Annotated in this window: 16 protein-coding genes and 1 pseudogene; 8 read left to right on the plus strand and 9 right to left on the minus strand. The window is 72.1% G+C overall.

The genetic code is table 11. From position 1 onward, the window contains the following. Nucleotides 1-148: 148 nt before the first annotated feature. The 3 genes from ACF07B_RS31780 to ACF07B_RS31790 form a co-directional block, all read right to left on the minus strand. Nucleotides 149-676, minus strand: coding sequence for a GNAT family N-acetyltransferase (locus ACF07B_RS31780; RefSeq protein WP_392181510.1), 528 nt, complete (start codon nt 674-676; stop codon nt 149-151). A 40-nt stretch (nt 677-716) separates the two neighbouring features. Further along, nucleotides 717-2,375, minus strand: coding sequence for an isovaleryl-CoA dehydrogenase (locus ACF07B_RS31785; RefSeq protein ID WP_392181511.1), 1,659 nt, complete (start codon nt 2,373-2,375; stop codon nt 717-719). Nucleotides 2,376-2,623: 248 nt separating this feature from the next. Continuing rightward, the gene (locus tag ACF07B_RS31790; protein ID WP_392181512.1) at nt 2,624-3,253 is read right to left on the minus strand and encodes a TetR/AcrR family transcriptional regulator; all 630 of its coding nucleotides are present in this window, start codon (nt 3,251-3,253) and stop codon (nt 2,624-2,626) included. A gap of 78 nt (nt 3,254-3,331) precedes the next feature. On the opposite strand from ACF07B_RS31790, the gene ACF07B_RS31795 reads away from it, so the two are divergent. The 5 genes from ACF07B_RS31795 (at nt 3,332) to ACF07B_RS31815 (ending at nt 10,037) form a co-directional block, all read left to right on the plus strand. Beyond that, complete coding sequence (locus ACF07B_RS31795) at nt 3,332-3,934, plus strand: TetR/AcrR family transcriptional regulator (RefSeq protein ID WP_392181513.1); 603 nt, start codon at nt 3,332-3,334, stop codon at nt 3,932-3,934. A gap of 460 nt (nt 3,935-4,394) precedes the next feature. Beyond that, entirely contained in the window at nt 4,395-6,671 is a 2,277-nt protein-coding gene (locus tag ACF07B_RS31800) for a tetratricopeptide repeat protein (RefSeq protein ID WP_392181514.1), read from the plus strand. A gap of 162 nt (nt 6,672-6,833) precedes the next feature. After that, complete coding sequence (locus ACF07B_RS31805; protein WP_369480187.1) at nt 6,834-7,241, plus strand: YciI family protein; 408 nt, start codon at nt 6,834-6,836, stop codon at nt 7,239-7,241. 8 nt (nt 7,242-7,249) lie between these two features. Continuing rightward, nucleotides 7,250-8,395: an RNA polymerase sigma factor gene (locus ACF07B_RS31810; protein ID WP_392181566.1), complete on the plus strand. Its 1,146-nt coding sequence runs from the start codon at nt 7,250-7,252 to the stop codon at nt 8,393-8,395. A gap of 76 nt (nt 8,396-8,471) precedes the next feature. Next, nucleotides 8,472-10,037, plus strand: coding sequence for a phytoene desaturase family protein (locus tag ACF07B_RS31815; protein WP_369480145.1), 1,566 nt, complete (start codon nt 8,472-8,474; stop codon nt 10,035-10,037). A 575-nt stretch (nt 10,038-10,612) separates the two neighbouring features. On the opposite strand, the gene ACF07B_RS31820 is transcribed toward ACF07B_RS31815, so the two are convergent. Further along, nucleotides 10,613-12,418 (minus strand): serine hydrolase, encoded by a 1,806-nt coding sequence (locus tag ACF07B_RS31820; protein ID WP_392181515.1) that lies wholly within the window; start codon nt 12,416-12,418, stop codon nt 10,613-10,615. 171 nt (nt 12,419-12,589) lie between these two features. Between ACF07B_RS31820 and ACF07B_RS31825 the strand changes: the two genes are divergently transcribed. Further along, a complete protein-coding gene (locus tag ACF07B_RS31825; RefSeq protein ID WP_384233813.1) occupies nt 12,590-13,702 on the plus strand; it encodes an NAD(P)H-dependent flavin oxidoreductase in 1,113 nt (370 codons plus the stop codon). Then, the gene (locus ACF07B_RS31830) at nt 13,699-15,249 is read left to right on the plus strand and encodes an acyl-CoA synthetase (RefSeq protein ID WP_392181516.1); all 1,551 of its coding nucleotides are present in this window, start codon (nt 13,699-13,701) and stop codon (nt 15,247-15,249) included. Before ACF07B_RS31825 ends, ACF07B_RS31830 begins: the two co-directional genes overlap by 4 nt. 58 nt (nt 15,250-15,307) lie before the next feature. On the opposite strand, the gene ACF07B_RS31835 is transcribed toward ACF07B_RS31830, so the two are convergent. Next, complete coding sequence (locus tag ACF07B_RS31835; protein ID WP_392181517.1) at nt 15,308-17,743, minus strand: penicillin acylase family protein; 2,436 nt, start codon at nt 17,741-17,743, stop codon at nt 15,308-15,310. A 162-nt stretch (nt 17,744-17,905) separates the two neighbouring features. Here ACF07B_RS31835 and ACF07B_RS31840 point away from each other — a divergent pair, with 162 nt between their 5' ends. Continuing rightward, nucleotides 17,906-19,405 (plus strand): acyl-CoA synthetase, encoded by a 1,500-nt coding sequence (locus ACF07B_RS31840; RefSeq protein WP_392181518.1) that lies wholly within the window; start codon nt 17,906-17,908, stop codon nt 19,403-19,405. 63 nt (nt 19,406-19,468) lie between these two features. Here ACF07B_RS31840 and paaK read toward each other — a convergent pair whose 3' ends face one another. The 4 genes and pseudogenes from paaK to ACF07B_RS31860 form a co-directional block, all read right to left on the minus strand. Beyond that, the gene (gene paaK, locus ACF07B_RS31845) at nt 19,469-20,776 is read right to left on the minus strand and encodes a phenylacetate--CoA ligase PaaK (RefSeq protein WP_369480150.1); all 1,308 of its coding nucleotides are present in this window, start codon (nt 20,774-20,776) and stop codon (nt 19,469-19,471) included. Nucleotides 20,777-20,913: 137 nt separating this feature from the next. Further along, a pseudogene (locus ACF07B_RS31850) lies at nt 20,914-22,247 on the minus strand (enolase C-terminal domain-like protein). A 112-nt stretch (nt 22,248-22,359) separates the two neighbouring features. Beyond that, nucleotides 22,360-23,319 (minus strand): 5-dehydro-4-deoxyglucarate dehydratase, encoded by a 960-nt coding sequence (locus ACF07B_RS31855; RefSeq protein ID WP_392181519.1) that lies wholly within the window; start codon nt 23,317-23,319, stop codon nt 22,360-22,362. A gap of 250 nt (nt 23,320-23,569) precedes the next feature. Next, on the minus strand, nt 23,570-25,882 hold the full coding sequence (locus ACF07B_RS31860) for a sulfatase (protein ID WP_392181520.1): 2,313 nt from the start codon (nt 25,880-25,882) through the stop codon (nt 23,570-23,572). Nucleotides 25,883-26,008 lie beyond the last annotated feature (126 nt).

Below are 26,008 nucleotides of genomic sequence, written 5' to 3' on the forward strand. Positions count from 1 at the left end.
TGGTTCGGAAGATCGCGTATGGGCATCCGGGCTGCGCTGGCGAGACGCTGACGTGCGGTTTCTCGCACTGCTCGCCGACGTTCCCCGTGACTCCCCGCCAGTCGCCGCCCGGTCGGGCACGCAGCCGATCGGCGCCGCACCCTGCGATTCAGCTGTCGACGGTTGTCGGTACTGGTTTTTCGAGAAGCGTGAATGACTTGGGTGCGCCGACCGGCTGCGGTTTGCCTGCCTTGTGTCCGACGATCCGATAACCGGCGTCCAGGTAGTAGTCGTTCAGCCGCGCGTTGTCGGCCAGGCAGTCCAGACGCACCGTACCTCTCCCCGTCGCGGCGACGCGGCGCTCCGCGGCGCGCAGGAGGAGCCGCCCCGTTCCCGGCCGGGCGCTGCTGCGGTCCACCATCAGCCGATGCACGTAGCCGGCCACGGGCGGCTGTGGTCCCCAGGCGTCCTCGTCTTCCCACCACAGCTCCCAGGCCCCGGCCACGCGGCCGTCGGCCTCGGCGATCCAGACCTCACCACGCGTCATGGCCCGGCGGAAATGCTCCTCGTCCAACTGGCCCGGCTGCCACTGGCCGGTGATGCCGTGAGCGAGCATCCAGTGGGCGGCGTCGTCGCGCAGACGAACCAGCGTGGCAAGGTCGGCGGTCTCGGCGAGGCGGAACTGTAGATCATTCACGTCGCGATCCTCGCACGGCCGACCTTGGCCACCCGTGGCCTCAGGCCGGGAGCCGTTGCAGCACCCCCGCGAAGTCCGTCCCCGGCGGCAGCGTTCCGAACGCCAGCCCCCGGTCTCCGGCCAGCCGCGACGCGCAGAAGGCGTCGGCCACGGCGGGCGGCGCGTGGCGCACGAGCAGGGACGCCTGGAGGACGAGAGCGGCCCGTTCGGCGACCCGGCGGGCGCGCAGCGGCGCGTCCTCCGTCAGGACGAGTTCGCCCCGCAACTCCCGCCAGGCGGCGTCGAATCGCGCGTCGGCGCCGGTCGCCGCCTCGATCTCCGCGTGGAACGCCTCCAGCGAGTCGGGCTCCCGGGTGAGCGCGCGCAGCATGTCGAGGGCGCTGACGTTGCCGGAGCCCTCCCAGATGCTGTTGAGCGGGGCCTCGCGGTACAGCCGGGGCATGCCGGACGCCTCGTCGTAGCCGTTGCCGCCGAGGCATTCGAGGGCCTCGGCGACGGCGGCGGGCTGGCGCTTGCACACCCAGTACTTTCCGACGGCCGTGGCCAGGCGCAGGAAGGCGCGCTCCTGAGAGTCGCCGCGCTGCGCGCGGTCCGCGGCGCCGGCCAGCCGCAGGGCGAGGGTGGTGGCGGCCTCCGACTCCAGTGCCAGATCGGCGAGGACGTTGCGCATGAGCGGCTGGTCGATCAGCTTGGCGCCGAACACGGAGCGGTGACGGGCGTGATGGGCGGCCTGGGCGAGGGCCGCGCGGGTACCGGCGGCGGAGCCGAGCACGCAGTCCAGGCGGGTCATGGTCACCATGTCGATGATGGTGCGCACGCCCTTGCCCTCGGCCCCGACGAGCCAGGCCACGGTGTCGTCGAACTCGGGCTCGCTGCTGGCGTTGGAGCGGTTGCCGAGCTTGTCCTTGAGCCGCTGCACACGGAAGGTGTTGCGACTGCCGTCGGGCAGCACCCGCGGCACCAGGAAACAGGAGAGCCCGCCGGGTGCCTGCGCGAGGACGAGGAAGAGGTCGTTCATCGGGGCGCTGGTGAACCACTTGTGGCCGCGCAGCCGCCAGGTGCCGTCGCTCCGCTCGGTCGCGGTGGTGGTGTTGGCGCGTACGTCGCTGCCGCCCTGCTTCTCGGTCATGCCCATCCCGGCGAGCAGGCCGGGCTTCTCGGCTGGGGTGCGCAGGCCGGATTCGTAGACGCGGCTGGTGAGCAGGGGCTCGTAGACCTTGGCGAGTTCGGGGGAGTGGCGCAGGGCGGGGACCACCGCGTACGTCATGGAGACGGGGCACAGATGCCCGGCCTCCAGCATCGTGGCCAGCATGAAGCTCGCGGCCCGGGCGACATGGGCGCCGGAGCGGTCGTCGGCCCAGGCGGCACCCGCGAGACCCTCGCTCACGGAGGCGTCCATCAGCGAGTGGTACGCGGGGTGGAACTCGACCTCGTCCACGCGATGGCCGTAGCGGTCGTGGGTGCGCAGTTCGGGCTCGTGCCGGTTGGCCTGGTCCGCCCACGTCTGTGCCTCCGCGCTGCCGACGAACCGGCCGAACCGGTGGAGGTCGTCGAGGTGCCATGAAGCGCCTTCGCGGCTCACACCTTCCAGCAGAACGGGGTCGGCCGCGGGGTCGTGACCTGTCAACGGCGGTGGCTGGTTGGTCACTTCGTGCGTCACGGCGGTGGGACGGCTGTGCGCCGCGGTGGTCACGGACATGCGGGAACCTCCGGTGTGCGGGTCGGCTGGGACGGTCGGGGACGCGGTGCGAGGGCCTGCCACCGGGGGACCGGTCGGGGGCGCGGTGCGAGGGCCTGCCACCGGGACTGGACGGGGACGCGTGCGAGGGTGCCACCGGGATGGGTCGGGACCGACCGGCTTCGACGCTGCTCTCCGGTCGGCGGGGCGTCCGGCCCTGGGGTGGCCGCACGTTGCCGGGCAGGCGAGACCGTGCGGACAGACACGCCCTAAGGCCCGTCGGACAGGATCGGGGCGGCGGGGGCGCCCGCGCACCGCAGGGCCATGGCGGTGAGCTCCGCGAGGAGCTCGTCGGCGGTGTGCTCGGACGGGGCACCGAGCGGGTCCACGAGAACCTCGCCGATCGCGCCGGTGAGCGCCGCGGCGGTGATCGCGCCGTTCTGGGCGGGCAGTAGGCCCGCCGCCATGCCCTGTTGCACCACCGCGGCGAACAACGCGCGGTAGCGGCGCCGGAATTCAAGGCGTTCGGCGCCCACCGCGGCCTCGGCCGGGGCGGCGAGCAGGGCGTAGGCCAGACCGCGGTTCTCCAGGGCCCGGCGCGCGAACACCTCGATCCCGCGAGTGAGCCGTTCGACGGGGTCGCCCTCGCCGTCCAGTACCGCGCCGAGCACCTCCACCTCCCGTCCGGCGGCGCGCCGGAACACCTCGACGGCGAGTGCCGCCTTGGAAGGGAAGTGCTGGTACACCGAGCCGGCCGAGATCCCCGCCGAGTCGGCGACCGCGGTCACCGACGCCTGAGCCCAGCCCACCTCGGCGACGACCGCCGTCGCGCGGGCGATGAGGTGCTCTCGGGCGGCTTCCAGCCGGCGGACCTCGGAAGGCGTCTTGCGGTAGGGCATAGAAGAAGTGAACCACCATTCAGAACTTCCCGCCAGAGCCGGTACGGCCCGCCGAGGCGCGTCGACTAGGGTCGCGGCATGGCGGAACAGCGGGTGGGACACGAGCGGAGGGGGCCGGGACGGCCGCGGCAGGAACACGTCACCGCGGCGGTGCTGGAGGCCGTCCTGGCGCTGGTCACGGAGAGCGGCATGAGCGCGCTCACCATGGACGCCGTCGCCGCCCGCGCCGGGGTCAGCAAGCCGGCGATGTACCGGCGCTGGCCCACCAAGCAGGACCTCGTCATCGCCGCCGCCGAATCGCGGATCGGGTCGCTGAGCCTGCCGGACATGGGCGACTTCCGTGCCGAGCTGCGCGCCGTCCTGATGGCGCGCATGGAGGCGTACCGGCAGCCCGGTGTCGCCCGCCTGCTCGCCGGGGTGATCGGCACCGCCGCCGAAGCGGGTGCGGAGCCGGCCGCCTATCGCGACTACACGGCCCGGGTGATGAGCCAGACGCGGCAGCTGCTGGAACGCGGTGTCGCCCGGGGCGAGGTGCGGCCCGACGTCGACCTGGGGGACGCCGCGACCCTGGTCGCGTCCTCGCTGTTCTTCCGGATGATCGGGGAACAGCGACTGCCCGACGCGGCGCTCGTCGACTCGATGGTGGACATGATCGGCCGGGCGGTGGCCACCCCGCCGTGACGCCCGGCGGTTGCCGCTCCTCGTCCCGTACGTGCCTGCTCCCCTGCTCCCGTACGTGGCTGCGCTTCCGTAGGTGCCTCCTCGCGAACGTGCCGGGACCCGGCGACCTTCTAGCGCGCCCGCCGGTCCACCCGCCGTGGTCACCAGCGCGTACGTCACCGAGGGGGCGCGCGGCCGGGGGCGTGCGCGCTGGCCTGTCGTCGTGCGCCCATACGCTCCGGGCAGGGCCGCACCGCCGCGTGCCGACGGGAACCGGAGCCGTGTGTCATGGGCACCACGGCGCGCTGTGTCCCCGCGCGCCCGTGCCGGCGGCTCCCGCCCGGGAACAATCTCCCGGCCGTGTCACGGCTCGGCCCCGGCTCGCCTCCGGCGCCGTACAAACTGGGCAGACGGCTCGTCATACTGGACGAGGCCCGGGGGCGGGCTCGGGGCCGAGCAGCGACGGGGGCGATCACACGAGATGGCGGAGAGCAGGCTGATCCAGGGCCGGTACCGGCTCCTCGATCCGATCGGGCGCGGCGGCATGGGCGAGGTGTGGCGGGCGCGGGACGAGTCGCTGGGCCGCCAGGTGGCCGTCAAGTGCCTGAAGCCGCTCGGCCCGCACCACGACCCGTCCTTCACCCGCGTCCTGCGGGAACGGTTCCGGCGCGAGGCCAGGGTCGCGGCGGCCCTTCAGCACCGCGGAGTGACCGTCGTCCACGACTTCGGCGAGTCCGACGGGGTGCTGTACCTGGTGATGGAACTGCTGGAGGGACACAACCTCGGCCAGTTGCTGGAAGAGAACCGGCACCCGCTCGCGGTCGACGAAGTCGTCGACATCGCCGACCAGGTCACCGCCGCGCTCGCCTATACCCACCAGCAGAGCATCGTGCACCGTGACCTGAAGCCGGCGAACATCATGCGGCTGACGGACGGCACCGTGAAGATCTGCGACTTCGGCATCGCCCGGCTCGGCCACGACATCGGGTTCACCTCGCGGCTCACCGGCACCGGCGTCGCGATGGGCACCCCGCACTACATGTCGCCGGAACAGATCAGCGGCTCGGAGGTCGACCAGCGCAGCGACCTCTACTCCTTCGGCTGCGTGCTCTACGAGATCGCCACCGGAGCCCCGCCGTTCGACCTCGGCGACGCCTGGGCCATCCTCGTCGGCCACCGCGACTCGGTGCCCGAGCCGCCCCGCAGCCACCGCGCCGAGATCCCCGAGTACCTGGAGCGGATCATCCTCGACCTGCTCGCCAAACGGCCCGAGCAGCGCCCGCGGGACGCCCACGAACTCGCCCGGCGCATCACCGCCGGGCGCAGCACACCGCTGTACGTGCCGACGGTGGTCGCCCCGGCCCCGTCGCACCCCGCCGCCGAACGGCACTCCACGGCACCGCGGTTCCCGGCCCGGCCCGACCGACCGCCCTCCCGCGCACCCCGGCTGCCGTCCTGGACCCAGGGCATGACCACCGGCCACAAGGCCACCGGCGCGGAATGGCGCGGCACCCCGCCCGACGCGTCCGCCGGACTCACCGGCGAGTGGACGACCCGCCCCTCCGCCGCCGTCCCGCCCCTCCCCGGTCGGGGCGAACGACCCGCTCCCACGACGCAGTCGGTCACCGCACTGGCCGGGCGGCACAACGCCGGACTGAACCTCGGACGGCTCGGCCGGTGGACCGAGGCGGGAGAGATCCACCGCTCGGTCGCCGCCGAACGGGAGCGGCTGCTCGGGCCCGACCACCCGGACACGCTCGCCAGCCGGTACGAGTTCGGCTTCACCCTCAGCCGCACCGGACACCCCGGCGAGGCACTCGGCGAGTACGCGCATGTCGCCCAGGCCAGAGAGCGGGTGTTCGGCGTCGACCACCCCGACACCTTGGCCGCGCGACAGGAAATGGCCTATGTGCTGGGCCAGTTGGGTCGTCATGTCGAGGCGCACCAGGCCTACACGTCGGTGCTCGCCGCCCGCGAGCGCGCCATGGGCCCCGAGCATCCGGACACCCTGCGCTGCCGCCACAACCTGGCCTTCAACCTCAGCAGGCTCGGACGCCTGGAGGACTCGTACCGCATGGCGGCCGAGGTCGCCGCGGCCCGGGCCCGGGTGCTCGGCCCCGACCACCCCGACACGCTCGTCACCCGCTACGAAGTCGCCTACGCGCTGGGACAGTTGGGGCGCTGGCCCGAGGCGCTGCACACCTACCAGGAGGTGGCGGCGGCTCGTGCGAGGGCGCTCGGCCCCGACCATCAGGACACCCTCGCCGCCCGCTACGAGGTGGGCATCTGCCTGGGCAGACTCGGCCGCAGCGCGCAGGCGCTGGACCTGTACCGCTCGCTCGTCGGCGACCGCACCCGCGCCCAGGGCGCCTCCCATCCCGAGACCCTGCGCGCCCGGCACGGGCTCGGCGTGAACCTCGGCCGGCTGGGCCGCTGGGAGGAGGCCCTCACAGAGGCCCGTGACGTGTGCGCCATCCGCGAGCGGGCTCTCGGCCCCGACCATCCCGACACCCTCGTCAGCCGCCGCGAGGTCGCCGTCGGACTCGGCTGGCTCGGGCGCTGGGCCGACGCCCTCACCGAGTACCGGCGGGTCGCGTCCGCCCGTGAGCGGGTGCTCGGCGCCGACCATCCCGACACCCTCGCCGGCCGCACCGACGAGGCGCACTGCCTGGAGCAGCTCGGGCACGGACAGGAGGCGGCGGAGCTGTACCGCAGGGTGGCCGCACTGCGGCAGCGGCGGGCGGCCACGGGACGCTGACCGCCCGATCGGGTGCGGCGCCCGTCCCCCGGAAGGGCCGCTGACCCGCGTTTTCCACGCGAGCCAAAAAATCTTGGCCGACGATGTCGAGAACCTGTGGTCCGCTCCGTCCCAGCAGTGAAGGCGACCACAATGGGTCCCACCAGTACCGAGGAGATCACGATGGCCAAGTACTTGCTGCTCAAGCACTACCGGGGCGCCCCGGACGCCGTCAACAACGTGCCCATGGACCAGTGGAAGCCCGAGGAGATCTCGGCCCACATGCAGTACATGAACGACTTCGCGGCCCGCCTGGAGAAGACCGGCGAGTTCGTCGACGGTCAGGCGCTCGCCCCCGAGGGACAGTGGGTCCGTTACGACGGTGAGGGGCGCCCGCCGGTCACGGACGGCCCGTTCGCCGAGACCAAGGACCTCATCGCCGGCTGGATGGTGATCGACGTCGACAACCACGAGCGCGCCGTCGCGCTGGCCGGGGAACTGTCGGCCGCCCCCGGCGCGGGCGGCGAGCCGATCCACGAGTGGCTCGAACTGCGCCCGTTCCTGACCGAGCCGCCCACCGTCACGGAGTGACCTCGCCCATGAACGAGGCCCTGCTCCGGAGCCTCACCCCGCAGGTGCTGGCCGTCCTCGTCCGCCGCGGAGCCGACTTCGCGGCGGCCGAGGACGCCGTGCAGGACGCGCTCGTCGAGGCCGTCCGTGTCTGGCCGGACGACGAGCCGCGCGACCCCAAGGGCTGGCTGGTCACCGTGGCCTGGCGCCGGTTCCTCGACGCGACCCGGGCGGACACCGCCCGCCGCCGGCGCGAGGACCTCGTCGAGGAGGAACCGGCCGCGGCACCCGCGATCGCCGTGGACGACACGCTCCAGCTCTACTTCCTCTGCGCCCACCCCTCGCTGACACCGTCCTCCGCCGTCGCGCTCACCCTGCGCGCCGTCGGCGGGCTCACCACCCGGCAGATCGCCCGGGCCTATCTGGTGCCCGAGGCGACCATGGCGCAGCGCATCAGCCGGGCCAAGCGCACCGTCTCCGGCGTGCGTTTCGACCGGAACGCCGACGTCGCCACCGTGCTGCGCGTCCTCTACCTGGTCTTCAACGAGGGCTACTCCGGCGATGTCGACCTCGTCGCCGAGGCCATCCGGCTCACCCGGCAGATGGCGGCCCAGGTCGACCACCCCGAGGTGGCGGGGCTGCTCGCCCTGATGCTGCTCCACCATGCCCGGCGCGCCGCGCGGACCGCGCCCGACGGCAGTCTGGTGCCGCTGGCCGAGCAGGACCGCGGCCGGTGGGACACCCGGGCGATCGCCGAGGGCGTCGCGATCCTCCAGGCGGCCCTCGCCCGCGACCGGCTGGGCGAGTTCCAGGCCCAGGCCGCCATCGCGGCACTCCACGCCGACGCCCCCACCGCCGAGGAGACCGACTGGACGCAGATCGTCGAGTGGTACGACGAGCTCGCGCGCCTGACGGACAGTCCCGTCGTCCGGCTCAACCGCGCGGTGGCCGTCGGGGAGGCCGACGGACCGCGCGCCGGCCTGGCCGCTCTCGCGGCCCTGGACGATTCCCTGCCCCGCCACACCGCCGTGGCCGCGTACCTCCACGAGCGCGACGGTGACCTGGTGAGAGCGGCACGGCTGTACGCGGAGGCGGCGCACAAGGCGCCCGACCTGGCCGAGCGTGACCATCTGACACGCCAGGCCGCCCGCCTGAACACCCGTCGGCCGCGCTGACGGGCCCGCCGTTCGCGGTGCCGCCGCTTGCCGCGCACCCCTGGCCGACGTAGATCATCACGTGCTACGAAGAGGCATGCCTGCACACGAGCAATATGACGCCGTGATCGTCGGCGGAGGCCACAACGGACTCGTCGCCGCCGCCTACCTGGCCCGGGCCGGGCGGTCGGTGCTGGTGCTGGAGCGCCTGGGGAACACCGGTGGCGCCGCCGTGTCCACCCGGCCGTTCGCCGGGATCGACGCCCGGCTGTCGCGCTACTCGTACCTGGTCAGCCTGCTGCCCCGGAAGATCGTGCGGGACCTGGGACTCGACTTCCGGGTCCGGGGCCGGACGGTCTCCTCGTACACCCCCGTCGAGCGCGACGGACGGCCCACCGGGCTGCTCGTCGGCGGCGGCGAGCGACGCACCCGCGAGGCGTTCGCCCGGCTGACCGGCTCGGACCGCGAGTACGAGGCGTGGCAGCGCTTCTACGGGATGACCGGCCGCGTCGCGAAGAGCGTGTTCCCGACGCTCACCGAACCGCTGCCCACCCGTGAGGAGTTGAGGGCGCGCGTCGACGACGAGGAAGCCTGGAGGATCCTCTTCGAGGAGCCGGTCGGCATCGCCGTCGAGGAGCGTTTCGCCGACGACCTCGTGCGCGGTGTCGTCCTCACCGACGCCCTCATCGGCACGTTCGCCGACGCCCATGACCCGTCGCTGCGGCAGAACCGGTGCTTCCTGTACCACGTGATCGGCGGCGGCACGGGAGACTGGGACGTGCCCGTCGGCGGGATGGGCGCCCTCACCGACGCGATCACCGGCGCCGCGCGCGCGGCGGGTGCCGTGATCGAGACCGGCCACGAGGTGCTGCGGATCGACACGGACGGCGCGTCCGCCGAGATCACCTACCGGACCGCCGACGGCGAGGGAGTCGTCGCGGCCCGTCATGTCCTGGTGAACGCCTCGCCCCAGGAGCTCGCGCATCTCACCGGGGACGAGCCGCCCACCCCCGCAGAGGGCGCCCAGCTCAAGGTGAACATGCTGCTCAAGCGGCTGCCGAGACTCCGCGACACCTCCGTCGACCCGCGCGAGGCGTTCGCCGGGACCTTCCACATCGCGGAGGGGTACGAGCAGCTCGCGGCCGCCCACGCGCAGGCCGCGGCCGGTGAGCTGCCCGCCGCGCCGCCCTCCGAGATCTACTGCCACTCGCTCACCGATCCCAGCATCCTCGGCCGGGATCTGGTCGAGCGGGGATACCAGACCCTCACGCTCTTCGGTCTGCACACGCCCGCCCGGCTCTTCGAACGGGACAACGACGCCGTACGCGAGGAGTTGCTGAAGTCGACGCTGGCCCAGCTCGACGCGCACCTCGCCGAGCCGCTCGCCGACTGTCTGGCCACCGACGCGGACGGACGCCCGTGCATCGAGGCGAAGACCCCGCTCGACCTGGAACGGGACCTGCGCCTGCCGGGCGGAAACATCTTCCACCGTGACCTCGCCTTCCCCTACGCCCAGGAGGGCACGGGCCGCTGGGGCGTGGAGACCCGGCACGCGAACGTGCTGCTGTGCGGGGCGGGTGCGGTGCGCGGCGGCGGGGTGAGCGGGGTGCCGGGTCACAATGCCGCGAAGGCGGTACTGGAGTCACTGGGCGAGGGACGCTGAGGCCCTTTCCCTGTTCGCCTGGATATCCGCTCGCTGAATGCGTGTTTCGGCGTTGAATAACGCGTTCAGCGGGTGCTTCGGGTTCTTGCCGGTTCTTGCCGGCAAGGTCCGCCACGGCGATTCTTCGGTTTCCTTCGGGCGTGGCAGGTGTATTCCGCTTCCCTCGGGTCGGGAATTCCGTAGCGGCGATCGGACGGAGTCGTGGGCGGTGGACTCGCTGCGACAACTCGCCTCCGAGACAGCCCCGTTCGGCCGTTCCGCGGAAATGACAGACAGGAGGGACATTGCTGAACGAATGTACCCTACAGTTGCCTGTGGAGTTCCCCTTCCGTTAACCTGTCGGCCGCGTGTTCAAGATCACCAGCAGGTCAATCTCGATCTTACGTGTGTTACGAGGCCTGCATTGGCGAGTACGGGGACCGGGACGTCTGGACGTCGACCTGTACCACCCCGGCCGGGCTCACCATCGCCTGATGTGACGTTGTGAAGCATGGCGGCCTTTGCCCCTTCAGGGCGAAGGCCGCTTTTGGTTGCATGGGCGCGGAAGCCGGCATGCTGGGCTCGAAGTGCCGGGATCAGTCCCGGGACGGCTCCCAGCCCGCCGCCGTGATGCGCGCCGCGTCCGCGGGCCGTGACTCGTCGAAGACGACACGGTCACCGGTCGCGACCCGCAGCGCGCCGACGTAGGCGCCACGGCCGACGTACAGCCGGTCGGTGGTGTAGCGCCAGCGCAGCGTGAGCACCGCCGCGCTCGGCAGGCCGGCGCCGAGCCGGTGCCATGCGCGGCCCGACCAGCCGGTGGCCGTGCCCGCCGGATGGTCCTCCGGGGCCCCGGACTGCCGCCGGGTCGTGAAGGGGACCGGCTGCCAGGTCGTGCCGCCGTCGATGGAGGACTCCAGGAACAGGACGTCCGACCGGGGTTCGGTGTCCCACCACAGCGAGCAGCGAAGCCGCGTGGGACCGGCGGTGGTGTCGAGCGCGGGCAGTGTCAGGGTCGCCGTCGACGAACTCGCCATTCCGGAGAACCAGGCTGGACGACCGTGCGCCGGACGCACCGCGACGGCGCGCGCGAGATGGTTGCCGGCCGCGACCCGGGGAGCGGATCCGGATCGCCAAGTGCGCACAGGATGAACGGAGTTGCCGAGGACGATCAAAAAGGAGTCGGTCGTCGGGTCGAGCACGAGCGAGGTGCCGGTGAAGCCGGTGTGGCCGGCGGTGCGCGGTGTCGCCATCGCGCCCATGTACCAGTGTTGGTAGAGCTCGAAGCCGAGGCCGTGCTCGTCGCCCGGGAATGCGGTATTGAAGTCGGTGAACATGAGGTCCACCGACTCCGGCCGCAGGATGCGCGCCCTGCCGTAGGCGCCGCCGTTCAGCAGGGCCCGGCCGAGGACCGCCAGGTCCCAGGCGCAGGAGAAGACCCCGGCGTGACCGGCGACCCCGCCCAGGGAGTAGGCGTTCTCGTCGTGGACCTCGCCCCACACGAGTCCCCGGTCCAGTCCCGACCAGGGCGCCCGGGCGTCCTCGGTGGCGGCGATCCGCGGTTTCCATGAGGCGGGCGGGTTGTAGCGGGTGCTCTCCAGGCCGAGGGGGCCGGTGATCTCGTCGCGCAGCAGTGTGTCGAGGGTCCGGCCGGTGATCCGCTCCAGGACGAGCTGGAGCGAGATCAGGTTCAGGTCGGAGTAGAGGTAGGCGCCGCCGGGCTGCGAGACGGGCCTCTCGTCCCAGATGAGCTGGAGTTTTCCCTCGCGGGTCGGGGCCTTGTACAGCGGGATCCAGGAGCGGAACCCCGAGGTGTGGGTGAGCAGGTGACGGATGGTCACGCCCTGCTTGCCGCCGCCGGCGAACTCCGGGAGGTACGAGGCGACGGCGGCCTCCAGTTCCAGGGCGCCGCGCTCCAGTTGCTGCACCGCGAGGATCGAGGTGAACAGCTTGGACACGGAAGCGAGGTCGTAGACCGTGTCGCGGGACGCGGGGAGCTGGCGGTCGGCGGGGAACTCCACGCCGGTGTCCGTCTTCTCGTCGTACGCCGCGTAGCGCACGGCCATGCCGATCGGTTCGTGCAGGGCCACGATGTCGCCGCGGCCCGCGAGCAGGACGGCACCGGCGTACCAGGGGTGTAAGGGAGAGGGTGCGAGGAACGCCTGCGCGTCCGCGACGAGTTGGCGAAGATGACCGCCGAGCAGCCCGGCCTGCCGGGGTGTGCCGTGCCGGAGCGTCCGGTGGCCGTTCCCCGGCGAGGCCGTGGCCGGGCCCGCGGGGAAGGGGGCGAGGGTCACCGCCCCGCCCACCGCCATGAGACCCCGGCCCCACTGGCGACGGGTCAGCCCGCCGCGCGCTCTGTGCTGTGTGTCGTTCGCCGGGTCCTTCGCGCCTTCGGTCATCGGGAAGCCTCTCGCTCGCGTCGCCTGAAAATATCTTTCCGGGTCTGCCGTGCCGAGTGAAACTTTCCCGTCAGGTGTGGGCGTGTCAACCCCGCCGGGCGGCCCTCTGGGATCTGACGGAGTATCAGAAAAGGGCTTCCCTCGTCCGGACGTCTGCGGCATCCTGCGCCCATGCAGACGGAGCTGAGCAAGGAACTGGGAGTCGAGCACGCCATCTTCGGCTTCACGCCGTTTCCCGCCGTCGCCGCGGCCATCAGCCGCGCGGGCGGATTCGGTGTGCTCGGCGCGGTCCGCTACACCGCCCCCGCGGACCTGGAGCGCGACCTCGACTGGATCGAGGCGAACGTCGACGGCAGGCCCTACGGCCTGGACGTCGTCATGCCCGCCAAGAAGGTCGAGGGCGTCAGCGAGGCCGACGTCGAAGCCATGATCCCAGCGGGCCACCGTCAGTTCGTCGAGGACACCCTCGCCAAGTACGGCGTCCCCGAACTCGCCGAGGGCGAGGCGTCCGGCTGGCGCATCACCGGCTGGATGGAACAGGTCGCCCGCGGCCAGCTCGACGTCGCCTTCGACTACCCGATCAAACTGCTGGCCAACGCACTGGGCTCCCCGCCCGCGGACGTGGTCCGGCGCGCCCACGACCGCGGGGTCCTCGTCGCGGCCCTCGCGGGCAGTGCCCGGCACGCGCGCAAGCACGCCGAGGCCGGCATCGACGTCGTCGTCGCCCAGGGGTACGAGGCGGGCGGACACACGGGGGACATCGCCTCGATGGTGCTCACCCCCGAAGTCGTCGACGCCGTGGGCCCGTTGCCGGTCCTGGCGGCCGGTGGCATCGGCAGCGGACAGCAGGTGGCCGCCGCGCTGAGCCTCGGCGCCCAGGGAGTGTGGCTCGGTTCGGTGTGGCTGACCGTGACGGAGGCCGACATGCACTCCCCGGCCGTCACCCGCAAGCTCCTCGCCGCCGGCTCCGGCGACACCGTCCGCTCGCGCGCGCTGACCGGCAAGCCCGCACGCCAGCTGCGCACCGAGTGGACGGACGCCTGGGACGACCCGGACGGGCCCGGCACCCTCCCCATGCCGCTCCAGGGACTCCTCGTCGCCGACGCCGTCTCCCGCATCCAGAAGTACGAGGTGGAGCCGCTGCTCGGCACCCCCGTCGGGCAGATCGTCGGCCGGATGAACAGCGAACGCTCCGTCCAGGAGGTCTTCGACGACCTGACCCGGGGCTTCGAGCACGCCGTGGACCGCATCAACCGCATCGCGGGCAGGGGAGAAGAGGCATGACCACAGCACCCAACGGCTTCTGGGCCCAGGCCGCCGCCGACCCCGAGCGCGTCGTCCTCGTCACCCCCACCGGCGAGGAGTGGACCGCCGGGCGGCTGCACGAGGCGGCCAACGGCCTCGTGCACGGACTGCGCGCCGCCGGACTGGAGCGCGGCGACTCCTTCGCCGTCGTCCTGCCCAACGGCGTCGAGTTCCTCGTCGCCTACCTCGCCGCCTCGCAGGCGGGCCTCTACCTCGTCCCCGTCAACCATCACCTCGTCGGGCCCGAGATCGCCTGGATCGTCTCCGACTCCGGCGCCAAGGCCCTCATCGCCCACGAACGGTTCGCCGACGCCGCCCGGCACGCCGCCGACGAGGCGAAGCTCCCCCCGGCCCAGCGGTACGCGGTCGGCGCGATCGAGGGTTTCCGGCCGTACGCCGAACTCCTCGACGGACAGCCCGGATCCGCGCCCGCCGACCGCACCCTCGGCTGGGTCATGAACTACACCTCGGGCACCACCGGCCGCCCCCGCGGCATCAGGCGCCCGCTGCCGGGCAAGCTCCCCGAGGAGTCGTATCTCGGCGGCTTCCTCGCCATCTTCGGCATCAGGCCGTTCGACGACAACGTGCACCTCGTCTGCTCGCCTCTCTACCACACCGCGGTCCTCCAGTTCGCGGGCGCGTCCCTGCACATCGGCCACCGGCTGGTGCTGATGGACAAGTGGACGCCCGAGGAGATGCTGCGTGTCATCGACGTACACAGGTGCACGCACACCCATATGGTGCCGACCCAGTTCCACCGCCTGCTGGCCCTCCCCGAGAACGTGAAGGCGCGCTACGACGTCACCTCCATGCGGCACGCCATCCACGGTGCGGCCCCCTGCCCCGACCATGTGAAACGGGCCATGATCGCGTGGTGGGGGGAGAGCGTCGAGGAGTACTACGCGGCCAGCGAGGGCGGCGGCGCCTTCGCGACCGCCGAGGACTGGCTGAAGAAGCCCGGCACCGTCGGCAAGGCCTGGCCCATCAGCGAACTGGCCGTCTTCGACGACGACGGCAACCGGCTGCCGCCCGGTGAACTCGGCACCGTCTACATGAAGATGAGCACCGGCGGATTCTCGTACCACAAGGACGAGACCAAGACCCGGAAGAACCGCATCGGCGACTTCTTCACCGTCGGCGACCTCGGCCTGCTCGACGAGGACGGCTACCTCTTCCTCCGCGACCGCAAGATCGACATGATCATCTCCGGCGGGGTCAACATCTACCCGGCCGAGATCGAGTCCGCGCTGCTCTCCCACCCCGCCGTCGCCGACGCGGCCGCCTTCGGCATCCCGCACGACGACTGGGGCGAGGAGGTCAAGGCCGTGGTGGAGGCCGCGCCGGGCCACGAACCGGGACCGGCGCTCGCCGCCGACATCCTCGGCCACTGCGAGCGGCAGCTCGCCGGGTACAAGCGGCCCAAGAGCGTCGACTTCATCGCGGCCATGCCCCGCGACCCCAACGGAAAGCTGTACAAGCGACGGCTGCGCGACCCCTACTGGGAGGGCCGCAACCGCGCCGTGTGATCCGGCGGAGCGCGGTGCCCGGAGCGGATCCGGACACCGCGCACACCGCCGTCCGCGGTCAGTGCCGGTCGCTCACCCGGACCACCCGCAGCCCCGGCGACGACAGGATGTCCTTCTCACAGAACCGGGACGTCACCCACCTCTCGTCCGAGAACAGCCGCGTCTGATCGCTGTGGTGCGGCGAGTTCGGGTTCGAGGACTGGGAGTACGTCAGCAGGGTGCGGGCGACCGGGCAGCGGCCGCCGTCCCAGCCGACGGCCTGGATGTACGAGGACCCCGTGGTGACCTCCGTATAGCCTCCGGCCGCCGGGTTCCACGGCATCTCCACCTTGTTCCACACCCCGAGCGACTCGGTGCCGCCCGGCACGGGGATGCGCCGGCCGCTCCGTACGACGAACTGGCCGGAGCCCAGCCGCGCGTCGAGCGCGATTCCCGCCGCCCGCAGGTCCGTCACCGTGTCGGCCAGCGCCGTCGCGAAGCCCGGCGCGGAGGTGTCGAGCGTGTTCGGGGTGCGGACCGGATCAGCCGCCGAGAACGGGACCTTCCAGAGCTGCGCCGCCGGTACCGTGGCCGTCAGCTTCCGCCAGAAACGGTCGAAGAACAGCGCGCCCCGGCTGCCGGTGTCCATCGACCGGTCCCACGCCCGCAGCACACCGCACGCCTCACTCACGTCGACGGCCCCGCCGTCGGAGCCCGCCGCCGTGCCGCCCGGCAGCGCGGCGCAGGCACGCGCCGCGTCGGCCGCGACGAGATCACCCGCAGGCACCCGGTTCGCGAACTGCTGCGCCTGGAGATCGCGTACCGTCAGCCGCCCCCGCACGGCCATCCGGGCCACGTCCTCGACGGCGCCGCGCGTACGCATCGAGCGTTGCGTGCCGATCGTGCCGAACACCCGCTCGTAGCCGGTCAGCGGCCGGTCCGCGTTCGCCAGCCAGGCACTGTCGTTGGAGTTCTCCGCGTACGGGGCGTCGTTCAGCACCGGCATCCTCGCCGGACCGAAGATGCCGGGCTGCACGGCGTCGGGATCGCTGCCGAGCGCGCAGTCGCCGCGCGACCCGTCCAGCACGGCGACCCCGGACGACGGGTACAGGGCCCGGCCCAGCGGCGTCGAGCAGCGCTGGACCAGCTCGTCGGTGATGCGCGGGAGCACCTGTGACTGGGTGAACAGCGAGTGGCCGCCGGAGTCGGCGGCGATCGTGTTCACCCACGGCAGGCCCTGGGTCCGTGCGAGGGCCGCGAGGACGCCCGCCGTGTCGCGGGCCCTGCTGAAGCCCAGCGCGGTGTCCGGGGCACGGAGATTGGCCGCGTTCGGGTCGTTGAGCGCGTACGCCGTCGTGGCCGTCCACGGCAGCGGCACCTGCGCGCCGAGCGTGGTGACGACGGGCCCGTACCGGGTCCACCACTGGGTGCGCGTCACCGGCGTGCCGTCCCGCACGGCGACGGTGACGGCGCGCCGCGTCATCCGCTCCGGCCTGCCGTCCACCAGATACGCCGTCGGATCGGCCGGATCGAGTGTGAGCTGATGGAGGTTGAGCGTGACGCCCGTCGCGACGGTGTGGCTCCAGGCGATCCGGGCGGTGTGACCGATGGACACCGTCGCCGTGCCGAGCAGGGCGCCGCCCTGGACGTTCAGCTCGCCGGGGATCGTCTGCTGCACCTGCCAGAAGCGGCGTCCGCCCTGCCAGGGATAGTGCGGATTGCCGAGCAGCAGACCACGGCCGTTCGCGGTCGAGGCACCGCTGAAGGCGACGGCGTTCGACCCCATGTCGGCGGTGTCGAACAGCTCACGCGCGGCCGCGGCGGTGCGCTTCACGTCGGGGTCACCGGTCGCTGCCGCCGTCGCCGATCCGGCAGCCGCCGTCCTTGCCGTCGCCGGCGGCTGCGCGGCGGTGATGCCGTCGACTCCGCGCCCCTGGCCGCCGAGTACGGCCAGCGCGAACCCCCGCGCGGCGACGTCCGCCTGGGTCACCGGGCGGACCCAGGCGGCTCCCCGGCACGCCGGATCGGTGACGCGGTTCCGCGCCAGCCACGCGTTGTAGCCGGCCGCCCAGCCCCGCATCAGGTCCTTGACATCGCGGCTGGGTCCCCGCGGCGCGGGCTCGGCCAGCAGCTTCTCGACCGTGCCGGCCTCACGCACACCGCGGTAGTAGAGGTCGCTGGAGAGGTTCGTGGACGCGGAGGAGAGCGAACCGTCCGGTGCCGCGGCGGACCCGAACCAGCGGGACCGCTCGCCGCGCAGGGTCACGAACCCGTCGGCCAGGGTGCACACCTGGTCGGCGGCCTGGGCCCAGCCGGTGCCGAAGCCGAGGTTCGCGTAGTCCTTGGCGACGATGTGCGGAATGCCGTACTCGGTGTAGCGGATCACGGCCGACAGGCCGCCGTGCGAGGGATGTTCCTGTCCGGCGTGCCGCTCGGCCGCGGCCGCGGGCAGCGTGGTCGCGGCGGTCAACAGAGCGACGGCCGCGACGAGTAACCGTCTTCCACGGGTGCGCATCGTGCCTCCCAACATCATTGAGGGAAGGGGCGGTTGAGCGTACCAACGGGCAGTACGTCGTCGGCCCGTCCGCCCGGCTTCCGCCCGGCTTCCGTCCGGGGCGCGTGCGGCTCGCGTGCGCTGACTTGACCTCCCCCTCCCGTGGACCGAGGATCACGTGACATGACGCCTGGACACGGCAGTACGGTTGACGGGGTACTGCGGCGCAGTGCCCGGCGCACACCGGCGCGGCGCGCCGTCGACTACCGGGAGCGCTCCTGGACCTACGCGGAACTCGACGAGGCCGTCTCCCGGGCGGCCACCGTCCTGCTCGACGCGGGGTTGTCCCAGGGGGACCGCGTGGGCGCCTACGGGCACAACTCGGACGCCTATCTGATCGGCTTCCTCGCCTGCGCCCGCGCGGGCCTCGTCCATGTGCCGGTGAACCAGAACCTGACCGGTGACGACCTCGCCTACATCGTCGGCCAGTCGGGATGCGCCCTGGTCCTGACCGACCCCGGCCTCGCCGGCAGGCTCCCGGAGGGCGTACGGACGCTGCCGCTGCGCGACGCAGACGACTCGCTCCTCGTACGACTGGAGGCGGCACGCCCGTACGACGGTGAGGAGCCCCGCGGCGACACGCTCGTGCAGCTGCTCTACACCTCGGGCACCACGGCGCTGCCCAAGGGCGCGATGATGACGCACCGCGCTCTGGTGCACGAGTACCTGAGCGCGATCACCGCCCTCGATCTGAGCGCCGGGGACCTGCCGGTGCACTCGCTGCCGCTCTACCACTCGGCGCAGATGCATGTGTTCCTGCTGCCCTACCTCGCGGTCGGCGCCTCGAACGCGATCCTCGACGCGCCGGACGGCGGGCAGATCTTCGACCTGATCGAGGCGGGCCGCGCGGACAGCCTGTTCGCCCCGCCCACGGTGTGGATCGGGCTGTCGAACCGCCCCGACTTCGCCGACCGCGACCTGAGCGGCCTGCGCAAGGCGTACTACGGCGCGTCGATCATGCCGGTACCCGTCCTGGAACGGCTGCGCGAACGGCTGCCGAAGCTGGCCTTCTACAACTGCTTCGGCCAGAGCGAGATCGGTCCCCTCGCCACCGTCCTCGGGCCCGACGAGCACAAGGGCCGGATGGACTCGTGCGGCACTCCGGTGCTGTTCGTGGACGCGCGGGTCGTCGACGAGGACGGCAAGGACGTGCCGGACGGGACACCGGGCGAAGTCGTCTACCGCTCACCGCAGTTGTGCGAGGGCTACTGGGACAAGCCCGAGGAGACCGCCGAGGCGTTCCGCGACGGCTGGTTCCACTCGGGCGACCTCGCCGTGCGCGACGCCCACGGCTACTTCACCGTGGTGGACCGGGTGAAGGACGTCATCAACTCCGGTGGTGTCCTGGTCGCTTCACGGCAGGTCGAGGACGCGCTGTACACGCACGAGGGGGTCGCCGAGGTGGCTGTCGTCGGGCTGCCCGACGAGCGCTGGATCGAGGCCGTCACCGCGGTCGTCGTCCCCCGGGGCGAGGTCACCGAGGACGAACTGATCGCCCACGCACGCGAGAAGCTCGCCCACTTCAAGGCGCCCAAGCGGGTCCTGTTCGTGGACGAGCTGCCCCGCAACGCCAGCGGGAAGATCCTGAAGCGAGAGCTGCGGGACCGGTTCGGCCGGGCGTAGGGCGTGTCGTGGCCGGCGGGGTCGCGGGGGTGTCAGGCGCCCCGCGGCCCCGCCGGCGGTCGCTCAGGCCCGCGGGCGCAGGTCCACGATCCGCTTCAGCTTGCCCACCGACCGTTCCAGGGACTCCGGTTCGACGATCTCCACCGTGACCGAGACTCCGATCCCGTCCTTGACGCCCGCGGTGATCGCCCGCGCCGCCGCCTCGCGCGCCTCGGGTGTGGCGCCGTATCGGGCCTCCGCCCGTACGGTGAGGGCGTCGAGGCGGCCCTCGCGGGTCAGCCGGAGCTGGAAGTGCGGAGCGACCCCGGGAGTCCGCAGCACGATCTCCTCGATCTGCGTCGGGAAGAGATTGACCCCGCGCAGGATCACCATGTCGTCGCTGCGCCCGGTGATCTTCTCCATCCGGCGGAAGACCCGTGCCGTACCGGGCAGCAGCCGCGTCAGGTCCCGTGTCCGGTAACGGATCACGGGCATGGCCTCCTTGGTGAGTGAGGTGAAGACCAGCTCGCCCTCCTCGCCGTCCGGCAGCACCTCACCGGTGAGGGGATCGACGACCTCCGGGTAGAAGTGGTCCTCCCAGATGTGCAGACCGTCCTTGGTCTCCACGCACTCCTGGGCGACCCCGGGGCCGATGACCTCCGAGAGGCCGTAGATGTCCACCGCGTCGATCGCGAACCGCCCCTCGATCTCGCGGCGCATCTCCTCGGTCCACGGTTCGGCCCCGAACACGCCGACCCGCAGCGAGGTGCCGCGCGGGTCCACGCCCTGGCGCTCGAACTCGTCGAGCAGGGTCAGCATGTACGACGGGGTCACCATGATGATCTCGGGCTTCAGGTCCTGGATCAGCTGGACCTGACGTGCCGTCATGCCGCCGGACGCGGGGATCACCGTACAGCCGAGGCGTTCCGCGCCGTAGTGGGCGCCGAGTCCGCCGGTGAACAGGCCGTAGCCGTAGGCGATATGGACCTTGTCGCCGGGCCGGCCGCCCGCCGCGCGGATCGAACGGGCCACCATGTCGGCCCACATGGACAGGTCGTTCTCCGTGTAGCCGACGACCGTGGGCCGCCCGGTCGTCCCGCTCGACGCGTGGATGCGCCGGATCCGGTCCTGCGGCACCGCGAACATCCCGTACGGGTAGTTCTCCCGCAGATCCGCCTTCACCGTGAACGGGAACCGGGCCAGGTCGGCGAGCGAGCGGCAGTCCTCGGGGCGCAGCCCGGCCTTGTCGAAGGCGTCGCGGTAGAAGGGGACGTTCTCGTAGGCATGCCGCAGCGACGCGCGCAGCCGTTCCAGCTGGAGCGCCCGCAGCTCCGTCGCGTCCAGCCGCTCGCCCGCGTCGAGCAGGCCCTTCGAGTCCGTCGAGCCCGCCATCGCGCCCTCTCCCTCGCCAACCGTGCCATAGCGGACGACCGATCATTCGGTCGTCCTGTTCCGGACAGTAATTCAGGTGTCCGCCGCCAGTGCAAGGGGTCGGCGGCGCTTTTCGGCGGAGCGGGCCGGGCGGCCGTTCAGCGCACCAGGGCGGGGCGCCGGGGGTCGAACTCCCAGCCGGGAACGAGGTGGCGCATGGCGACGGCGTCGTCCCGGGCGCCGAGCGCCTCCTTCAGGTACAGCTCGTGCGCCGCGAGCAGCCGGTCCATGTCCAGCCGGACGCCCAGTCCGGGAGCGTCCGGCACCGCGATCTCGCCGTCGACGATGCGCGGCGGGTCGACCGTGAGCCGCTCCAGGCCCTCCTGCCAGATCCAGTGGGTGTCGAGGGCGTTGTACGGGCCCGGTGCCGCGGCTCCGCAGTGGGTGACCATCGCGAGCGAGATGTCGAAGTGGTTGTTCGAGTGGCAGCCCCAGGTCAGGCCCATCGCGTTGCAGAGCTGGGCCACACGGACCGAGCCCCGCATGGTCCAGAAGTGCGGGTCGGCGAGCGGGATCGAGACCGACTGGAGTGCCAGGGCGTGGGTGAGCTGCCGCCAGTCCGTGGCGATCATGTTGGTCGCCGTCGGCAGCCCCGTCGCCCGGCGGAACTCGGCCAGGATCTCCCGTCCCGAGTAGCCGTCCTCGGCGCCGCAGGGGTCCTCGGCGTAGGCGAGCGTGCCGACCAGCGGTCCGCACAGGTCGATCGCCTCACGCAGCGACCAGGCGCCGTTGGGGTCGAGCGTGACGCGCGCCTCGGGGAAGCGGTCCTTGAGCGCCTGTACGGCCCGGACCTCCTCGGTGCCTTCCAGGACACCGCCCTTGAGCTTGAAGTCCCGGAACCCGTACAGCTCGTGGGCGGCCTCGGCCTGCCGGACGATCGCGCCGGGCGTCAGCGCCTCCTCGTGCCGCAGGCGGTACCAGTCCACGTCCGAGCCGCTCTCGCGTACGTACGGCAGATCCGTGCGGTCCGGGTCGCCGACGAAGAAGAGGTAGCCCAGCACCCGCACCCGGTCGCGTTGCTGCCCGTCACCGAGCAGGGCGGCGACCGGCACGTCGAGATGCTGGCCGAGCAGGTCGAAAGGGCCGACTCGACGGCCGTGACGGCGTGGACGGCCGTGCGCAGGTCGAAGGTCTGGGCGCCCCGGCCGCCCGCGTCGCGGTCCTGGAATCGCTCCCCGATCTCGCGCAGCACACGCTGGTGGTCGCCCACCTTCGAGCCGAGGACCAGGGGCCCGGCGTCCCGCAGTGTCCGGGTGATCTTCTCCCCGCCCGGCACCTCACCGAGCCCGGTCCGCCCCTCGGAGTCCTTGAGGACCACGACATTGCGGGTGAAGTAGGGACCGTGGGCGCCCGACAGGTTCAATTCCATGCAGTCGCGTCCCGCGACGGGATAGACGGAGAACTCGGTGATCGTCGGTTGCTGACTCTTCATCACATTCCTTGTTTACGAGGGTGACCGGTGCCGGGAATCCCAGGATGGCGGCGACGGGCCCGGCCGGGGGCCGGCCCGCCCAGAGCCTCGCGGGGCCGTTCGCCCGCCTGCCTCAGGCGGGCCGCCGCACCGCTCCGACCAGCGCCAGTCCCGTGTCGAGGATCCGCTCCAGAGCGGCGAGATCGGCCGGGGCGGGATCGGTGAGCGGCGCGCGCACCGGGCCGACGGGCAGGCCCCGCAGCCGGGCGGCGGCCTTGACCAGGGACACGGCATAACCGGGCACGGTGTCGCGCAGTTCGACGAGCGGGACGTAGAAGTCGCGCAGCAGCTTGTTCACCGTGGCTTCGTCGCCGGTGCGCAGGGCGGTGAAGAAGGCGCCGGCGATCTCGGGCGCGAACGCGTGGACGGCCGACGAATAGGCGGGGACGCCGACGGCGGCGTACGCGCGGGCCTGGATCTCGGCGGTGGCGGCCCCGTTGAAGAACAGGAAGCCGTCGGGCGCGGCGAGCGTGAGGCGCTGGAGCCGGTCGAGGTCGCTGTGTCCGTCCTTGAGCCCGATGACGCCCGGGACCGCCGCGACGGCCCGCAGCCCCTCGGGTGTGAAGGCGACCGGGCCGCGCTGATAGGCGATGAGCGGCAGCCGGGTGCCGGCGGCGATCCGGCGCAGCTGCTCGACCAGGCCGGACTCGGGGGCCTCGACGAGATAGTGGGGCAGGACGAGCAGGGCGTCCGCGCCGGCCTCCTCGGCGATGCGGGCGAACCGCAGCGCCTGTGCCCATCCGTAGCCGGTGCCGGCGACCACGGGCATGCGGCCGTCCGCGATCTCGACCGTGGCGATGACGACGGCACGGTACTCGTCCTCGTCCAGCGCGCTGAACTCGCCGGTTCCGCAGGCGGGGAAGACCGCGCCCGGGGCCGTGGCGAGCTGGGCGGCCAGGTAGGCCCGGTAGGACTCCGGGTCCAGGTCGCCGTCCGTCGTGAAGCTCGTGAGCGGGAAGGACAGGACCCCGCTCGTCATGCCGTCCCGCAGCCGCTGGACCACGCTGTCCGGATCCGCGTTGAACCCTGCCATGAGTCTCATCCCTGTATGCAGATGCTGTCTATGTATGAGAACTCAGGTTAGATTCGTGAACCTTCCGGGTCAATGGGGAGGGTGCCGCGGATCCGGTGCGGGCAGGCGCGGAGGGTGCCCGCACAACGCGACGGGCCCGCGGCCGGGGAGGCCGCGGGCCCGCAGTGTTCGGGTCGGAGGTTCGGAGCGGGCCGGGGATCTCCGCGGGAGCGGGAGGACCCGGCCGGGCTCGGGGCCGCCGGTGAGGCGGTCAGTGCGACGCGGTCGCGGCCCCCGGGCCGGGGTTCGGGCCGTACGCCGTCATGAACCGGTCGCGGAACTTGTTCATCGCCCATTCCGGGGCGTCGGCCGCGGGCTTGAGCCCGTCCGTCCAGCCCCAGTCGGACACGCGGTCCAGCACCTTCGGGTCGCGGGCGACGATGGTGACGGGCACGTCCTTGCTGGTGCTGCCCCCCGTGACCGTCGGGACGGGCTGGTGGTCGCCGAGGAAGACGAGGACGGTGTTGTCGTCGCCGTAGCGCTGGACCCACTGGGTCAGGCTGTCCAGGGAGTACTGGATGGCCTTGCGGTACTCGGTCCGCACCCGCTTGGAGCTCTTCCAGACCTCCGTGGGGTTCGTGCCCTCCTTCTTGATCTTGTAGAAGATCTTGCCGTCCCCGAGGTCCTTCCAGTCGATCGTGTGGGCGATGGGGGACCAGGGGTTGTGGCTGGAGGCGAGGATGATCTCGGCCATGATCGGGTCGCGGTTCTTCTTGCCGTGCTCCAGCTTCTGGAAGGACTCCAGGCTGAACTGGTCCGGCACCGGCGTCCAGCTGAAGTACGGGCCCTGGTAGCCGAGGTGCGTCGAGTCGTAGATGTGGTCGAGGCCGAAATACTTGCCCTCGGGCCAGGCCTTGCGCACGCCCGGGACGATGCCGACCGTGCGCCACGCGCCGGTCTTCTGGAAGTAGCTGGTGAGGGTCGCGCGGTCGCTGGTGGTCAGGGACCGGTACCGCTGCTGGTTCTTGACCCACGTGCCGGACAGGAACGTCGAGTGGGCGAGCCAGCTGCCGGCGCCCGTCACCGGCGACTTGAGCCAGCCGCTGCGCGCCGAGAAGCCGGCCGCCTCGAGCCTCGCGTTGCCCTCCTTGAGCGTCGCGTCGACCTCTGGTCCCATCGCCGGATCGTCGATGGCGACCCGGCCGTAGCTCTCGATGAAGGTGAGCATCACGTCCTTGCCGCGCAGCCCGGTCAGCAACTGGTCGGACGGGGTCCTGGCGAAGGCGTCGACGGCCATCTGCTTCTTGTAGACGTCGGCGTCGCCGAGGCCGTCGCGGACGTACTGCACACGGTTGGAGAGGTACTGGGCGTAGCCCTTGGTGGCGATCGTGACGCCGCCGTTCTGTACGCCCATGGTGAAGCAGACGACCCACGCGACGCCGAGGACGAGCGTGGCGCGTACGGCCCCGGTGCGGTGCCGGGCCAGGACGTTCGCCAGTCGCATCATCGCGAGCACGCTCAGGGCGAGCACGGCGATGACCAGGACGATCACGCCGACCACCGCGAGTATTTCGCCCGAGCGCCCGAAGGAGTCCTTCACCCAGTCCGCCCCATCGCTCAGCAGGACCCAGTCGAAGACCAGGTCGAACGGCCGGGCCAGGGTCTGGCGGAAGCCCATGTCGAGGCACTTCAGGATGGCGGACACCCCGAGGAGCACCCCGAGGAACCCGGCCGTGACGCGCCGCGCCCTCGCCGGCAGGACGAGCAGGACGGCCGACAGGAAGACCGCTTCGACCGGGAGGCGGAAGAACGCCTGGACCCTCATCCAGTCGAGGCGGTTGGGCACGATGAGGATGGTGACCACCAGTGCGGCGGCCAGGACGGTCGTGCCCACCCGAACGGCACGCGCGGCCCGGGGGTGGCGACGGCGCCAGCCGAACCAGCCGGGACGGCCGGCGAAGGCGGTGTCCGGGGCGGATTCGGCTTCGTCCAGGGACGCGGGCCCGGACGGAAGCCGCTCGTCGGACCCGGGGGCCGCTTCGTCGTCGGTGGGATGTGGGAGGGCCGGTTCGTCCTCGGCGGTGTCCCCGGAGGCGGCGGGTTCGTCGGGGGCGGAGGCGTGCGGGACGGAGTCCTCGTCGTCGGTGGTGTCCCGCGGGACGGATTCTTTGCCGTCGGTGGTGCTCCGCGAGACGGAGTCTTTGCCTTCGGTGGTGCTCCGCGAGACGGTGGGTTCGCCCTCGGCGGTGGCGTGCGGGACGGAGTCCTCGTCATCGGTGGTGTCCCGCGGGACGGCGGGTTCGTCCTCGGCGGGGTGCGGGACGGTGGCCTCGTCGTCGGCCGGATGCGAGGTGGTGGCCTCGTCGTGGGCGGCGGGGCGCGGGACGGTGGGTTCGACGGCGGTCTCGGGGCGCTCTTCGCCGCCGGCCGCCTCCTCCACCCGCTCTTCCGGGCCGGAACCGGTGTGCGCGCCGGCCCGCTGGGCCGTCTCGGAGTCCCCTCCGCCCGCGCCCGTCGCCGTCACGTCGGGGTCCGGACCCGCGTCGGCATCCGGCAGTTGACGAGGAGGCGTGTGGTGCGACACCCGAAGGTCCTTCCGTGCGTAACCCGGTGCTGGCGCGACGGAGGCTTTTTCCGTCACCCCCCATACGGCCGGCCGTCACCTCCGGTTCAACGGCGGAGGCCGACCGCGCACAGAGTACGTCGACAG

This window comes from Streptomyces sp. NPDC015532, assembly GCF_043078065.1.
Lineage (GTDB): Bacteria > Actinomycetota > Actinomycetes > Streptomycetales > Streptomycetaceae > Streptomyces.